13 protein-coding genes are annotated in these 15,187 nt (G+C 65.3%); 6 read left to right on the forward strand and 7 right to left on the reverse strand.

The features are described from left to right. Nucleotide 1: 1 nt before the first annotated feature. The 6 genes from GO608_RS07340 to fliF all read right to left on the reverse strand — a co-directional run bounded on the left by GO608_RS07340 (nucleotide 2) and on the right by fliF (nucleotide 6,844). Complete coding sequence (locus GO608_RS07340; RefSeq protein WP_169198710.1) at nucleotides 2-1,414, reverse strand: flagellar hook-length control protein FliK; 1,413 nt, start codon at nucleotides 1,412-1,414, stop codon at nucleotides 2-4. 19 nt (nucleotides 1,415-1,433) lie between these two features. Continuing rightward, nucleotides 1,434-1,895, reverse strand: coding sequence for a flagellar export protein FliJ (gene fliJ, locus GO608_RS07345; protein ID WP_169198709.1), 462 nt, complete (start codon nucleotides 1,893-1,895; stop codon nucleotides 1,434-1,436). A gap of 130 nt (nucleotides 1,896-2,025) precedes the next feature. Continuing rightward, the gene (gene fliI / locus GO608_RS07350; RefSeq protein WP_169198708.1) at nucleotides 2,026-3,423 is read right to left on the reverse strand and encodes a flagellar protein export ATPase FliI; all 1,398 of its coding nucleotides are present in this window, start codon (nucleotides 3,421-3,423) and stop codon (nucleotides 2,026-2,028) included. After that, complete coding sequence (locus GO608_RS07355) at nucleotides 3,423-4,130, reverse strand: FliH/SctL family protein (RefSeq protein ID WP_169198707.1); 708 nt, start codon at nucleotides 4,128-4,130, stop codon at nucleotides 3,423-3,425. Before GO608_RS07355 ends, fliI begins: the two co-directional genes overlap by 1 nt. 57 nt (nucleotides 4,131-4,187) lie before the next feature. After that, nucleotides 4,188-5,189, reverse strand: coding sequence for a flagellar motor switch protein FliG (fliG, locus tag GO608_RS07360; RefSeq protein ID WP_169198706.1), 1,002 nt, complete (start codon nucleotides 5,187-5,189; stop codon nucleotides 4,188-4,190). After that, on the reverse strand, nucleotides 5,186-6,844 hold the full coding sequence (gene fliF, locus GO608_RS07365) for a flagellar basal-body MS-ring/collar protein FliF (RefSeq protein WP_169198705.1): 1,659 nt from the start codon (nucleotides 6,842-6,844) through the stop codon (nucleotides 5,186-5,188). The genes fliG and fliF overlap by 4 nt, the downstream gene beginning before the upstream one ends. A gap of 161 nt (nucleotides 6,845-7,005) precedes the next feature. Here fliF and GO608_RS07370 point away from each other — a divergent pair, with 161 nt between their 5' ends. The 6 genes from GO608_RS07370 to GO608_RS07395 all read left to right on the forward strand — a co-directional run bounded on the left by GO608_RS07370 (nucleotide 7,006) and on the right by GO608_RS07395 (nucleotide 12,805). Further along, a complete protein-coding gene (locus tag GO608_RS07370) occupies nucleotides 7,006-8,166 on the forward strand; it encodes a sensor histidine kinase (protein WP_169198766.1) in 1,161 nt (386 codons plus the stop codon). Continuing rightward, nucleotides 8,163-9,584, forward strand: coding sequence for a sigma-54-dependent transcriptional regulator (locus GO608_RS07375; protein ID WP_169198704.1), 1,422 nt, complete (start codon nucleotides 8,163-8,165; stop codon nucleotides 9,582-9,584). The genes GO608_RS07370 and GO608_RS07375 overlap by 4 nt, the downstream gene beginning before the upstream one ends. A gap of 84 nt (nucleotides 9,585-9,668) precedes the next feature. Then, nucleotides 9,669-9,992 carry a flagellar hook-basal body complex protein FliE gene (gene fliE / locus GO608_RS07380; protein WP_169198703.1) on the forward strand — a complete coding sequence of 108 codons (324 nt, stop codon included), beginning with the start codon at nucleotides 9,669-9,671 and terminating at the stop codon, nucleotides 9,990-9,992. Between the two features lie 183 nt (nucleotides 9,993-10,175). Further along, nucleotides 10,176-11,474: a tyrosine-type recombinase/integrase gene (locus GO608_RS07385; RefSeq protein ID WP_169198702.1), complete on the forward strand. Its 1,299-nt coding sequence runs from the start codon at nucleotides 10,176-10,178 to the stop codon at nucleotides 11,472-11,474. Between the two features lie 399 nt (nucleotides 11,475-11,873). Then, nucleotides 11,874-12,041 (forward strand): helix-turn-helix transcriptional regulator, encoded by a 168-nt coding sequence (locus GO608_RS07390; RefSeq protein WP_247002931.1) that lies wholly within the window; start codon nucleotides 11,874-11,876, stop codon nucleotides 12,039-12,041. Then, nucleotides 12,038-12,805, forward strand: coding sequence for a hypothetical protein (locus GO608_RS07395; protein ID WP_169198700.1), 768 nt, complete (start codon nucleotides 12,038-12,040; stop codon nucleotides 12,803-12,805). Before GO608_RS07390 ends, GO608_RS07395 begins: the two co-directional genes overlap by 4 nt. A 1,022-nt stretch (nucleotides 12,806-13,827) precedes the next feature. Here the strand turns inward: GO608_RS07395 and GO608_RS07400 are convergent. Further along, complete coding sequence (locus GO608_RS07400; RefSeq protein WP_169198699.1) at nucleotides 13,828-14,292, reverse strand: GIY-YIG nuclease family protein; 465 nt, start codon at nucleotides 14,290-14,292, stop codon at nucleotides 13,828-13,830. Between the last annotated feature and the right edge of the window lie 895 nt (nucleotides 14,293-15,187).

A 15,187-nucleotide genomic window follows, 5' to 3' on the forward strand; every position in this document is an offset into this window, starting at 1 on the left:
TTCACGCAAAGGTATCGACCCTTCCCGTGCCGGCGCGCGACCAGTCGACGGACATCGGCACGGGCGCACCGGTCTCTACGCCGGATGCGGCGCCGGATGCCGGGCCTCGCGCATGGCGTCCGGACGGGCTTTCCTGTCCGGCTTGCTGCCCGTCCGATGTGCCGACGCTGGTCTCGCCGAGGCTGATGCCGGCCTGCTGCATCATCTCGCGCAGGCGCGGCATCGCCTGTTCGAGCGCGTCGCGTGCCGCGGACGTCGCGGCGACGAAATGGGCGACGGTCTGGTCGCCACTGACGTGGATGGAGACTTCGAGTTTGCCCATCTGCGGCGGCGTGAGGACGAGCTCGGCCTTCGACTCGTTGCGCCCGACCAGCCACACCACGCGATTTCCGATCTCCTCGGCCCACGCGCGCTGCTGGCCGGCAGGTGTGTGCACGGGCAGCTGCGATACGGGTTCGCTGCGCACGGCTGCGTTGAAGCCGGCGCCGGGCACACTGGTGGCGGGGCCGCCAGTGGTGAAGGACGCATCGCCGGGCGGGCCGGGAATCGCTCCGGCAGAGTCGGGAAGCTGCGCTTCGACGGGCGCCGGCAGTAGAGCGGCCAAACCGCGATTCGCATCTCCTTGCGCGGATCGGCCGGCAACATTGAGGCGCTCGCCGCTGCCGCCGTGCGCCTCGCCTGGCGCGGCGGTCACTTCGGCAATCAGTTTTTCGAGCAGCGGCACTGCGGAGGCGCGTTCGGTGCCGTCCTGCAGCACGGGCGCTGAAACGGCCTGATCGCCGGCTACGGCGGTTTCAGCGGCGATCACGGCGGCAGGAGGGGGCACGAGGCCGGCAAAGCTTGCCGTGAACGCCGTATCGGGCGGCGGCGCTGCGCTTTCGCCTGTGACGATGCTTTCGGCCGCAGGCACGAGCGACGAAGTCGGCTGCTGCTGCACCTCCACAGCACTCGCGCGATCCTCGCTGCCTGTTTCGCCATCACTGGCGGATGTGGCATTCACGGCTTCGGCAGGGGTGTCCCGGTCGATGCGAGGCTGAACCTCCTGCGCCCGGTCAGCGGTCGCCGCGTCCTCCTTTCGGCGAAGTTCCCGGCCCCGATCCCGGTCGGAGACAGGCGGTGTTTCCCGGCGCTCCGGCCCACGTCCGGTGGCGACCGCTCGTGTGCGGGCAGGCTCGCGCTCGGCCGCACTCATCCGCCGTTCGAGCGCGTTTGAAAAGCTGTTGCCGCCCGCGCTCGCAGAGCCCGCAGCGGGCGACGGCCGACCGGAAGTTGCCGCGGGAGTCGATGCGGGGGCGAGGAGCAACTTGTTCAACAGGGGATCCGGCATGTCGGGTTCTCTTCCGCGGCGAATGGCGCGTGGCGAATGGCGCGTGGCGAAGGGGGCGAAGGGGGATGGATTGGTCGCGATCAGCAAGCCTTGTGCCAGTCGCGGCTCACATCCCGGCGGCCTCGTCCTGGCTGCGATCGCGAAAACGCTTCGCTGCGTGCTCGTCGGACTGGCGCTGATCCTGACGGGCGGCTTTGCGCGCTTGATCGGTTTCATGACGTTCCTGCAGCGTGCCGAAAGCCTTGACCTTGTTTCGCTGCGCCATCCACGCGTGCTGGCCGGCGGCGGTGTGGCGGCGCGCGTTGGCGACGTTAGCCGCCTGCAGCGCGATCGCCTCGTCGATGCGGCCGATGAACGCGCTGTAGTTGCGCCACGCGTCCGGGCTGATGCCGTTGCGCGCGGTTTCCTGGAAGCGCGCTTCATACTCGGCACGATAATTCTGCAGCAGCTCGAGCTTGCGGCTGCCTTCCTGTTCGGCGGCGACCAGCTCGCCGAGCCGGCGCGCCGCGTCGTCCATGCGGTTGCGGGTCAGGTCCAGCAGAGGTTGCAGCGGAAAAGGTTGGCTCAAAGGTTGGCTCGTCGGATCAGATCGGTTTGCGACGCCCAGCGGGCGCGGAGAATGGTGTTTGCATGCCCGGCCGGGATCGAACAGGGGGCGTCATTTTATGGCCCGACGGCCTGCGCAACCGTGCCACTTGTCACCCCCCGGAGAACAAAATGCGCAAATTCGCGGTCGCCTGTGCATAGGTTTCCTGCTCGTCGATGCGCTGCTGCAGGAAGCTTTCGAGTTTCGGGTAGAGCGCCACCGCGCGGTCGAGCATCGGGTCGGAGCCGGCTTGGTAGGCGCCGACCGCGATCAGGTCGCGCGCACGCTGATAGCGCGAGAACATCTGCTTGAAGCGCCGCACGAGGTCGAAATGCTCGGCCGTGACGAGCCCGTGCATTGCGCGCGAGATCGACTGCTCGATGTCGATCGCCGGGTAGTGGCCCTGGTCGGCAAGCGTGCGCGACAGCACGAAGTGGCCGTCGAGGATCGCGCGTGCGGAGTCGGCGATCGGGTCCTGCTGGTCGTCGCCTTCCGCGAGCACGGTGTAGAACGCGGTGATCGAGCCGCTGCCTTCGAGCCCGTTGCCGGCGCGCTCGACGAGCGCCGGCAGGCGCGCGAACACGCTCGGCGGGTAGCCGCGCGTCACCGGCGGCTCGCCGATCGCCAGCGCGATCTCGCGCTGCGCCATCGCGTAGCGCGTCAGCGAATCCATGACCAGCAGCACCTGCTTGCCCTGGTCGCGGAAATATTCGGCGATCGTCGTCGCGTACGCGGCGCCCTGCAGCCGCATCAGCGGGCTGGTGTCCGCGGGCGCGGCGACGACGACCGAGCGTACGCGGCCTTCGGCGCCGAGATTCTGCTCGATGAATTCCTTGACTTCGCGTCCCCGCTCGCCGATCAGCCCGACAACGATAACGTCGGCCGACGTGAAGCGCGCCATCATGCCGATCAGCACCGACTTGCCGACGCCGGAACCGGCGAAAAGCCCGAGGCGCTGGCCGCGGCCGACCGTCAAGAGCGCATTGATCGCGCGGATGCCGACGTCGAGCGGGGTGTCGATCGGCGCGCGCGTCAGCGGGTTGAACGGGCGGCTCTGCAGCGACCGGACATCCGTCGTGCCGAGCGGGCCGAGGCCGTCGAGCGGGCGGCCGGCGCCGTCGAGCACGCGGCCGAGCAGTTTGTCGCCGACCGGCAGGTGCTTGGCGCGGTCGGACGTGCGCCGGCGCGGCGGCGACGTGGCGCCGAGCGTCGGGCGCGACGGGTGGACTTCGAGCGGCAGTACCGGCGCGCCGGGCGCGAGCCCGAACACGTCGTCGGTCGGCATCAGGTAGAGGCGGTCGCCGCTGAACCCGACCACTTCGGCTTCGACCGTGCCGCCGCCGCTCGCGACGATGCGGCAGTCGGCGCCGAGCGGCAGCTTCAGGCCGGACGCTTCCATGACGAGCCCGTTGATGCGCGTCAGGCGGCCGGACACTTCGAACGGCGCTGCCGACGCCGCGAGATCGCGGTGCTCGGCCAGGTAGGCGCGCCACGCATCGGCGTGGCGCATTACCCGGGCTCCTGCCACGCGGCATCTGCGCGGCCGAGGGTTTCGAGGATGCGCCGCCAGCGGGTTTCGAGCGTCGCGTCGAGCTGGCTGGCCGCAGTCTGGACGACGCAGCCGCCGCGGCTGATCGCGTCGTCGTCGATCAGCGTCGGGTGGCCGTGGCTGGACTGCTCGGCGAGGTGGGTGCGCACCAGCGCGACATCGTCGGGATGCAGGTGGATGCGGGCCTGCCCCTGCGGCAACTGGTTCAAGGCCATGCGCACCGTCTCGATGACTGTTTCCGGCTGCTCCGTGAGCGCGTTGCGCACCATGCGTCGCGCCACTTCGATCGCCAGCCCGACGAGCTCTTCGGCGACGTCACGATCGAGGCGGGCGAGCGCCTCGTCGAGGGCGTCGGCGAGCGCGGCGATCCGCAGCGCTTCCTGTCGCGCCTGTTCGGCGCCTTCGCGGTAGCCGGCTTCGTGCCCGTCACGGCGCGCATCCTCGAACATCGACTCGATGTCGGCGGCGGTCGGCAGGCGGACTGGCGGTCCGGGGTCCGGCGGCAGATCGGGCGGCGGCGCGGGTTCGGGTTGCGGCGGCGCAGGCGGCGGGGCAGGCTCGGCGGCGTGGGGCGCGTCGGCTTCGGGGGCGGGCGCGGCCTCGCCGCCGAAAGCGGGCGGCTCCCAGCGACGGTATGCCCCGACCGCCTGATGGCGTGAAATGCTCATCGACGGCTCCGGCGGTGCGCGCGGCACCCGCTGTACGGCTTGCACGAACTACACGCGCTACACGAACGCATCGTCGCTCCCCTTGCCGCCGAGCACGATCTGGCCTTCCTCGGCGAGGCGACGGACGACCTTGAGGATCTCCTTCTGCTCGGCTTCGACTTCGGACAAGCGCACCGGACCTTTCGACTCGAGGTCCTCGCGCAGCATTTCGGCCGCACGCTGGGACATGTTCCTGAAGATTTTCTCGCGCAGCTCGGGCGCCGCGCCTTTCAACGCGATGATCAGCGAGTCCGACTGCACTTCGCGCAGCAGCGCCTGCACGCCGCGGTCGTCGATGTCCATGATGTTCTCGAAGACGAACATCTCGTCGAGGATCTTCTGCGCGAGGTCCGGATCGTATTCGCGCACGTTGTCGAGTACCGCGGTTTCCGCGCCGACGCCGACGAAGTTCAGGATCTCGGCCGCATGGCGCACACCGCCCATCGACGCCTTCTTGACTGCCGAAGCGCCCGACAGCATGCGCCCGAGCGCTTCGTTGAGTTCCTTCAGCGCCGTCGGCTGGACGCCGTCGAGCGTCGCGATGCGCAGGATCACGTCATTGCGCAGGCGGTCGGGAAACTGCTTCAGGATTTCGCCCGCCTGGTCGAATTCGAGGTGCACGAGGATCGTCGCGATGATCTGCGGATGCTCGTTCTTGATCAGGTCGGCAGCGGTGGCCGGGTCCATCCATTTGAGGCTCTCGATGCCGGCAGTGTCCGATCCCTGCAGCACGCGCGCGATGATGTGGCCGGCGCGCTCGTCGCCGAGCGCCTTGGTCAGCATCGCGCGGATCTGCTCTTCGTCGGCTTCGATCGGCGCGCCCTTGAGGCGGTGTTCGTCGAGCTGATCGAGCACCGCTTCGACGCGCGTGCGCTGCTGCGATGGCAGGCTCGCCATCGCGGTGCCGAGCTTCTGCACTTCCTTCGGGCCGAGCAGCTTGAGCACTTCGGCGGCGTGATCCGCCCCCAGCGCGAGCAGCAGCGTCGCACTTTTTGCGAGTCCTTCGTCAGGAGTGTTCATTTCTTGTTCTCATCGTTCGCACCCATCCATTCCTTGATCAGGTTCGCGACCACTTTCGGGTCGGACTGCGCGAGCTCCTTCGCGCGGACGAGTTTCTCGTCGAAGCTCGCGAGCCGCGGGGTTGCGGAAAGGCTCAGCAGCGCGTGTTCGTCGTTCCCTTGTTCGACGATCGCTTCGATCTCTTTCGGGGGAGGGGCGACGCTGCGCAGCAGTGGCCGGATCACGCCGAAGTACACGAATCCGACCGCGGCCAGGAGCGCCGCGTATTTCAGCAGCTCCTTGCCGAGGTCGATCATCGTCGGATCCTTCCACATCGGCAGCGCGGCTTCGGCTTCTTCCTGGGGCGCGGTGAACGGCGCGTTCGACACGTTCAGGCTGTCGCCGCGTGCCTGGCTGTAGCCCATCGCTTCGCGCACGAGGTTCGTCAGCCGCGCGATCTCCTCGTCCGTCAGTGCCACGGTGCGCGTTTGGCCGTTCGGCAGGGTCTCGCCGCGGTGGTTGACGACGACTGCGACCGACAGCCGCCTGACTTGGCCGAGCGCCTGGCGCGTGTGCTGGATCGTGCGGTCGAGCTCGTAGTTCAGCGTCGAGGAACGGTTGCTGTTGAGCGGCGCTCCGGGGGCGTTTGCGGCGCCGGGCAACGCGGGATTCGTGATCGGGGCGGTCGCCGGGGCAGGCGGCTGGTTCGTCAGCGCGCCCGGCACGCCCTGCGCGCCCGGTTGGCGCGTTTCCTGTTCGCTGCTCTGCTGGCTGCGGATCGCCTGGTCGGACGACGGGTTCGGCTTGTACGTCTCGGCGGTCTGTTCGACCTGGTTGAAATCGACGTCGGCATTAACCTGCGCCTTGAAATTGGCGGCGCCGACGATCGGCGTCAGGATCGCCTCGATGCGGCGGATGTAGCTCGCCTCGACTTCGCGCACATAGCTCAACTGCGTCGCGTCGAGCCCCGCGTTGCGCAGCGGATCGGCACGCGTCGTCAGCAGCGCACCGCTCTGGTCGATGACGCTGACGCGCTCGTTCGCGAGCTGCGGCACGCTCGACGCGATCAGGTGGACGACGCCGGCGATCTGCGCCGCGTCCATCGTGCGCCCCGGATGCAGGTTCACCATCACCGAAGCGGTCGGTTTCTGCTCGTCGCGCAGGAAACCGGATTGTTTCGGGATCGCCAGATGCACGCGCGCGGAGGCGACCGACGCGATCGACTGGATCGTGCGCGCCAGCTCGCCTTCGAGCGCGCGCTGGAAATTCACCTGTTCGTGGAACTGCGACACGCCGAGCTTCTGGTTTTCCATCAGCTCGAAGCCCACCAGGCCGCCTTTGGGCAGCCCCTGCGCCGCGAGCCGCAGGCGCACGTCATGGACCATCTGCGACGGGATCAGGATCGCGCCGCCGCCCGGGGAAAACCGGTACGGCACGTTCTGCTGCTGCAGCGCGGCGACGATCGCGCCGCCGTCGCGTTCCTCGAGGTTCGAGAACAGCACGGCGTACTCGGGAGCACGGCTCCAAAGCCACACGCCGACCACGAGCGCGATCGCAAGCGCGACGGCCGCGGCTGCCGCGAGCTTCTGGCGCTGACCGAGTTCGTTGAAGCGCTGCAACACCTGCTGCGGTGCCGGCAGCGTTTCCCGTGCGACGGCGGTGACGTCGGTAGACATAGTCGAGTCCTTCAATCGTCCGACTTTTTCGGGTGACGCATTGTCCGCTCGCGGGCGCAACTTCCCCGGCGGGATAAGCGGCAGTTTTTGCCGCCTATTTGCCGGTTGCGCGGTGCCGCCGCACCGTTAATCTGCCGTTCGTGAAAACCCATTCCGTCACGATGCCCGCCGAATCCGGCGTGCCCGAGCCGCCGAGCGCCGGCCAGCGCCTTGACGCGGCGCAGCTCGCCGAAGCGTTCGCGCTGTTTTCACGCGCTTCGGAAGAGCTGTCGACGGCCTACAACGCGCTGCAGGGGCAGGTGTCGCAGCTCACCGAGCGGCTCGACGTGCTGCTCGGCGCGCTCCCGGCGGGCGTCGTGATGCTCGACCGGACAGGACGCATCGTGCAGTTCAACCGCGCCGCCGAAAGCCTCCTCGGTGGCGGGCTCGCAGGCGAGCAGTGGGACGCGGTCGCACGCCGCTTCGGCGACACCGGGACACCGGGCGAACTGACCGTCGAAACCGACGTGGGCGCGCGCCGCGTGTCGCTGTCGGACACCGCGCTCGAATCCGGCGAAGGGCGCATCGTGCTGCTCCACGACGTCACCGACACCCACCACATGCGACTGCAGGCCGAGCGTAGCGAGCGGCTCGCGGCGATGGGCGAGATGGTCGCCGGGCTCGCGCACCAGCTGCGCACGCCGCTCGCCGCCGCTTTGCTGTACACCGGCAACTTGCGCCAGTCGGAGCTGGGGGCCGCCGATCGTGCGAAAGTCGCCGAGCGTGCGATCGAGCGCCTGCGCCACCTGGAGCGGCTCATCCGCGACATGCTGCTGTTCGCCCGCGGCGACAGCCTCGGGCGCGAGCGTTTCGGCATCTGCGAACTGGTCGGCGAAATCGTGCACACGCTGGAGCCGCTCGCGCGGGCGCGGCAGCTGTCGTTCGTATCGCGCTGCGACTGCGACGATCTGACGCTGCTCGGCGATCGCAAGGCCCTCGGCGGGGCGCTGACGAACCTCGTCGAGAATGCGCTCCAGGCGACCGGCGCCGCCGGCGAGGTGTCACTCAGTGTGGTGCGCGACGGCGAGTTCGTGAATTTGCGCGTCGCCGACAGCGGGCGCGGCATCGAACCCGCGCGCCAGGGGCGCGTGTTCGAGCCGTTCTTCACGACGCGCGCCGAAGGCACCGGGCTCGGGCTGGCGATCGCGCGCGGCGTCGCGCGAGGCCACGGCGGCGACATCGCGTTCGAATCGACGCCCGGCAAGGGCTCGCTGTTCACGCTGACCCTGCCGCTGCCGCCCGCGGAAGACGGCGCCAAGCCGGCATCGAAGGAAGTTTCATGATCGAACAGCTCCACGTCCTCGTCGTCGAGGACGACGCCGCGCTGCGCGACGCCGTGTGTCTCACGCTCGAAATCGGTGGCCACCGCGTCACCGGCGTCGACGGCGGCGCCGGCGCGCTGCAGGAGATCGGCCGCCAGGCGTTCCACCTCGTCGTCAGCGACCTGCGCATGCAGCCGATGGACGGCTTGCAGCTGCTCGCCGAATTGCGCGCCCGCCTGCCGCAATTGCCGGTGCTGCTGATGACCGCATACGGCGACGTCGACAAGGCGGTTGCCGCGATGCGCGGCGGCGCGTGCGATTTCCTCATGAAGCCGTTCGAGCCGGACGTGCTGCTGGCGCACGTGCGCCGCTATGCCGCGACGCCGCCTTCGGCCGACGACACGATCGCCGAGGACTGGCGCACGCGCAACCTGCTCGCGCTCGCCGCGCGCGTCGCCGACACCGACGCGACGGTATTGCTGACCGGTGAATCCGGCACCGGCAAGGAAGTGTTCGCGCGCTACATCCACGCCCGTTCCGCGCGCTGCGACGGCCCGTTCGTCGCGATCAACTGCGCCGCGATTCCCGAGAACCTGCTCGAAGCGACGCTGTTCGGCTACGAAAAAGGCGCATTCACCGGCGCGCAGACAGCGCAGCCGGGCAAGTTCGAGCAGGCGCAGGGCGGCACGATCCTGCTCGACGAGATCTCCGAGATGCCGCTCGCGCTGCAGGCGAAGCTGCTGCGCGTGCTGCAGGAGCGCGAAGTCGAGCGCGTCGGCGGCCGCAAGCCGGTCGGGCTCGACATCCGCGTGCTGGCGACGAGCAACCGCGACATCGCGGCGGAAGTCGCGGCGGGGCGTTTCAGGGAAGACCTGTATTACCGCCTCAACGTGTTTCCGCTCGCGGTCCCCGGCCTGCGCGAACGGCCCGCCGACATCCTGCCGCTGGCCCGGCACTTCCTCGCGCGCCACGCCGGGCGGCTCAAGCGCAGCGCGCATCTGCTCGCCGACGCCGAATCCCTGCTCGTGCGCCACGCGTGGCCGGGCAACGTGCGCGAACTGGAAAACACAATGCAGCGCGCGCTGATCCTTGCCAGCTGCGACACGATCGGCGCCAACATCGTGCATCTTTGCCTGCCGCACTGGAGCGCGGCGCGCGGCGCCGCGGAAAGCCGGTCGGACAGTGCGTCCTGCACGGCGCCCGCTTTCCTGCCGGCAGGGCTTTCCCCCGTCATCGGAAGCCTTGCCGGCACCGCTGCGCGAGTCCCGCTCGAACCGCCGCGTCCCGCAAACATGAAGGACCTCGAACGCGAGCACATTCTCGCGACGCTGCGCGAGCACGGCGGCTCGCGCAAGCGGGCGGTCGAGAAGCTCGGGATCTCGGAGCGGACCTTGCGATACAAGCTGCAGCAGTATCGTGACGGCGGGCACGAAGTGTGATGCAGAGCCGGACTCAGTCCTGTGGCATGACGATTGCTCTGCTAGACTGCGAGCAACAATCACTCGCTCCCCGGGGTCGAGATCATGGATACGCGCGGAATTGAACAGATGATCGGCGAGCTGCGCTCCGCGGCGCAGTCCGCAGCAGGCAAGCCAGCAGCCCAAGGCGCGCAGGCAGCCGGCGGCGTCGACTTCGCCGAAGTGCTGCAAGGCGCACTGAAGGACGTCAGCGCGGCGCAGCAGGAAGCGCGCGGCATGGCGCAGGAATTCTCCACCGGCGACCCGAACGTCAACCTGCAGGACGTCATGGTGAACCTGCAGAAAGCGAGCCTGTCGTTCCAGCAGATGGTGCAGGTGCGCAATCGGCTTGTCACCGCGTATCAGGACATCATGAACATGCCGGTCTGATAGGCATGTCACGTAGTCTCACGAAGTCTCGCTTTTCAAGAAAAATCATATAAATACAGCAAGTTAGTTGAACGCGACGCGAAGGCCGATGTCTCGCGCGTTCTCAAGTTGCGTCGCTGCATCCCATTGCGCTGTGTGTAAACCTGTGTGTAAGCTATCCGCCATACACACAGTGAGGTCGCCATGAGCACCGTTCTGCACAGGCTGCTGAAGATTGCTGAAGAGCAGCGTTTGACTTCGGATGACTTCGCCCGCACGCTGAGCTTCGTCAAGGTGCGCGCGCTCAAGGCAGCAGGACAGCACGCCGATGGCGGTGGACTGGTCCTGCATGTGTCGGCGTCGGGATCGAAGTCGTGGCGCCACAGGTTCCGGCTCGATGGCCGGCCGCAAACGCTCACGATCGGATCGTTCCCCGCAGTCGGGCTTGAAGAGGCGCGCAATGCACACCGGGCCGCTCGCTGGCTGGTGGCGCGTGGTTTACATCCGCTGAAGCATGTCGAAGGCGAGATCGAGCGCGAGCAGGCCGAGAAGCAAGCCCGTACGGAGAACACGTTTGGGGCGATCGCCGAAAACTGGATGACGGCTACAGCCTCGAACCTCTCGCCTCGCACAGTCAAGCACCGGGAGGCGATGTTGGCGAAGCACGTATTCCCGATATTGGGTGAGCGCCCGATCAAGGAAATCGTACGAAAGGACCTCCACACCCTCCTGACCAAGCTAGACCAAGTTTCGCCCGTCACTGCCAAGCACTGTCGCGGTTACATCGGGCAGATTTTCGAGTATGCCGAGGACGCCGAGCTTGTGGAGGCGAACCCGACACCGCGCGCCGGTGTGCTGGTGAAGGCTATGGGGCGGTCGGTTAAACCACGTAAGGCGCTGCCGTTGAACCGGCTCGGCGAGTTTCTGCGCACCCTCGAAGATGCTCCCGAAACCGACCCGCTAACGAAGACCGCGCTGAAGTTGCTTGTGCTGACGTGGTCCCGCACCAGCGAAGTAACGGGGGCGCGCTGGGAGGAATTTGACCTGGATGCCGGTACATGGGTGATCCCCGCCGACCGCATGAAGGGCAAGGAACCGCACACTGTTCGCCTAAGTCAGCAAGCGGTGAGGCTGCTGCGTGAGCTGCGCGAGCGCTCGAAAGGCGAGGTGCTGTTCCCTAACCGACGCAAACCCGGCGAAACCATGTCGCGCACGACGCTCTATCAGTGGCGAACGCGGTGGGGATTCGCCGACATCATGGACGTGCATGGACTTCGGGCGGTCGCGTCGACCTGGGCGAACGAGGCGGGCAAGTACCGGCCGGACGTGATCGAGGTTGCGCTTGCTCACAAGGAGGGGGATCGCGTTCGCGCTGCCTACAACCGTGCCCAGTTCGTGGATGAGGTGCGCCGGCTGTGGCAAGACTGGGCCGACGTGTGCGACGAGAAGCTGAAGATCGCGCGAGCCCAGAACGTGGTGGAGCTGCCGAAAGCGGCAGCATGAGACGACGAGGGGCGAGCATCGCAACCCGCCCACTTTATTTTGCTCGGCCTCTTGTCGCGCCCGAACCGTCTCGGATAGAATCACGCCGCGCCGAAAAAGCGTGGGCTCTACAGGTGACTCGTGGCTAGGCTGCCTCGATCGCTCGCATCCCGGAAGGAATCGACCTTTCAACTTTCCCCTCGCAATTGCCCCGTGAGCACACCGGGCGTGGGCAGCAGCATCCGGACTTAGCCCGACCGGGAGCGCCAAGAGTCGCCGCACCCACTCCCACAGCCAACCCCAAGGTTCCGCGTATACAGGCCGCGAACCCCTCGGGATCACTGGCTGCCTGTGGGAGTTCAATCGATGAACATATCTACTGCGGACGCACAGGCGTCCGCATCTTCCGCTGTCCCGCGCATGCTATCGCCGCGTCAAGTGTGCGACCTCCTCGGAATCAGCCGGGCGACGTACTACCGCGTCCGCGAATGCGGCGACTTTCCCGCCCCTGTCGCCGTGAGCAAGCGTCGCGTGGCGCATCCCGAAGCCGACATTCTCGCTTTCCTGAACCGCGCGGTGTTGCAATGACGTCGCAAGCCGAGCGCGAACCTCAACCCTCCATCCGCAGGGCGCCAGTAATCGAGTTTCTGCGCGCACCTGTCCTGGCGGTCGCCGAAGGAAAAAAGTTTCCCGAACCGGTAGTGTCAACGCCCGCAACGGCATACCCGCAAATCGCGCCCGCGTTTCGCTCTTATCCCCCATTGCCGGAGAAGAACAGCGGACGTGCCTACGCTCCAGCCGATGACGAGAACTTGATCCGGCAACAGATCGACGACCTCGAACACCTGCATGCCCGTGGTCATCGCGTCGAAATCGAGCACCCCGATGCCGACATTCGTGACCTCCTGCTCGGCGAGCACCTCGACATCTCCGCTGCGCGCAAGTTTGCGACGCTGCGCGTCTGGTATGGGAAAAGCCGTGGGCAGTTCATGAAGGTGGCAAACAAAGTCGCCTTGCTCAAGATTCCACAGCACCTGCAAGCAGAACTTTCCCGGCTGTATGACGACGAGCACAAAGCCGTCCGTGCCAAGATCAGGCGACGCGAGGCAACGGTGAGGAGGCGTCTGGAGAAGGCCACCGCTCCGCAGAATATGAAGTACATTCCGCTGTGGCTTGATATTTGGAAATGCGCGCAACTCCTAGGGGACAAGAGTGAGACGAAGGTAGCTCATCTGTTCAAGGCGATGACGGGGCGCACGATGCACCGGAAGAACGTTTGGACGAAGCTTCGTGCGCTTGATCGCATTCTGGGCGAAGACTGGCTGGATGAAGTTACGGTGCCTCGTGTGTGATGCCTGCTGCCCCAAAGCAACGGGGCAGGCTCCAGGGTAGTGTCTGGGGTAGTCCGTGTGGTACGCCCTGTGGTAGGGTCTGTGGTAGGTCAAAGCAATGTAAAGCGTTGAAAGAAAAAACGAATACTTGTTTCGTTTGTCTCCCAGGGTTACAGGGTTCCAGAGTTTCAAAAACATGAAGCGCGCCTTCGGCGCTGCATCGCCTTCGGCTCGCCACCGGCTCGCGCTTCGCGCTCGCGCCGTCAAGCCTGCGGCGATGCACCGTGAGAATCATCCTCCGGAGGGGGGGGCTCTTCAGAAAACCCCTCGGGAGAGGGTTTCCCCCTCTCACAGAAAGCTGCGGCTCGCGCGTTGCGCGCGCCCACGGACATGAGTTTGCCGTCCCCCGCGCGCATCCGCGCGCTCCGCTCGCCCCGGTTCTTACCTTGTAGCTCTCGTGCCGCTGCCGCTCGTATTGTCTTTTGCTCCTGGATTGCAATCGACGCGATAGCGCCCCAACGCGTTAAATCGCTCTATGAGACGATGTTGTCACCGTATCGTAGGAGGGCATGTATAGACGGATGGCGCCCCTCTGAGAGCGTTTAAACGCTTCGCTCCCGACTCGTTGTCATCCCGGACCCGTTATGGGAAAAGCTGACGAACGTCTTCCCCTTGCCGCGCCTTCTGTCCGAGTCGTCGATTGGTGTGAGCGTTGGCAAGACGGGCCATCAGCGGCCGGTGAGGAAGACGGTCGCGCCGTCGTAGTCGAAGGTTCGCTTTCGAGGGTCGCTGCATCCGCGTTTTGCGCACGGAGAACGGGCGAAACAGCCGTAGCTGCCGCCCACTGGTCCGTCCAGCGCGCCGCTATCGAATTGCACATGTAGCCGATCTGCAATGTAGGTCGATGACTCCGTGTCGAAGTAGTGCTTGCGAGCGCAGTACCCGTCTAGATACTCGCTTGTCGTGCCGACGACACGGCGGCGTCCGGAGCAAACGAAGCTTCGGGCAGAGTTGTTCCGGGAGCGTTGCTTCGATGGAGGCTATCAAGTTTCGACGTCATCCGGTATCGAGTCGGACTCCTTATCCTCATCGGGTTCGGGGGGCTTCCATTTATTCTTCCGTCGCCGTTCGGCCTCGTCGCGACGTGCTTCGGCGGTCCATTCTCCACGCAGCATCCGGTTGTATCCATACTTCGGCTCGTGTGCCCGGAGTAATTCAATGCAGTCATCCTCCGCCGATGCGTCGATCCGCCGCTCTCCAATCCGTAAAACGTAGGCAAACACAAACTGCTCCGCACCATAGCGATTCCAGTCATCTTGCATGCGTTGCGTAGGGTGCCTGCCCTGTCGCAGGGCGTAGTAGTGTTGCGAGGGCCGGTTGCCCTTCGGGCCCTCCTTGCCGACCCATGTTTTTCCATTCTTACGGCAGATGATTACGTATACACGACCAGCCTTCAGTTTCTCGAGATATGTGAGGCGGCGTTGACTGTTGCCAGAACTTCTTTTCATGCTACTCGCTCAGTGAAAAACGAGTTTGCACATTAGCGTGGCTGAGCAATTACAAAAATCACTTTTACAATCGGAAATCTATAAATCAGTACTGAATGAATAAAAAAGGTGCGGGATTAATTGACGCATAATATACCCGAAAAAATGCTTGCTGTGGTCGACAACGTGTTGTTTATATAAAACAATCAGGAATAAAAGAAGGGGCCGATCGCATCACAGCAAAGTTATCATAATGCAATTAATGTGTTATAAAAGAGGGGGGGAGAAGAGATTGCTTTTAGTGCAATCGGTACCGAATAAGATCGAACGAGTGGTTAAACTTACGAATAATGATGCATGTGAATGAGGCGAGCGGTCGCCATAATGTCATGCCAACGGAGGTTGTATAGTCCTAGAAAACCAACAATTGTGGCGGGTGACAGGGATCATAAGAACGTAGCGAAAACCGTAACCTTATAGAAAGCTTCGCTTTGACCGGCTGCCATCCTTGATTCGTTTTGTCGCCGATACGTTATGACCTCCCCTACAACCCCTTAATCACAGCGTCGAACATTCCCGCCGCACAGCAACGAAGCCGCTCAGTCACCGACATCATCCTTTGCTCTGCTGGGGACTGAACAACTACGGTCGATCTCCTTCTCGTCTACCGGATGCCCTTACATGCGGAACCCACTGCTTCCCTTCCGCCGCGGGCTGCTGTTCGTCGGTCCCGTGAACAACATCCGGACGACTGCTTGCCTCTGAAACCTGCCCGACCGTAGGCTTCTGCTACTCGGCTTAGCTGCCGTTGGATTACGTCGCTGCGAGAGACTGTACCGTCACGGTTAGCGGACGGAGTGCCCCCGGCTCCGGATACGTCTGCTTTAACGACGACGCTATAGCCGGACTCGTAAAG

The sequence above is a fragment of the Aromatoleum buckelii genome, from assembly GCF_012910785.2.
GTDB classification, from domain to species: Bacteria; Pseudomonadota; Gammaproteobacteria; order Burkholderiales; family Rhodocyclaceae; genus Aromatoleum; species Aromatoleum buckelii.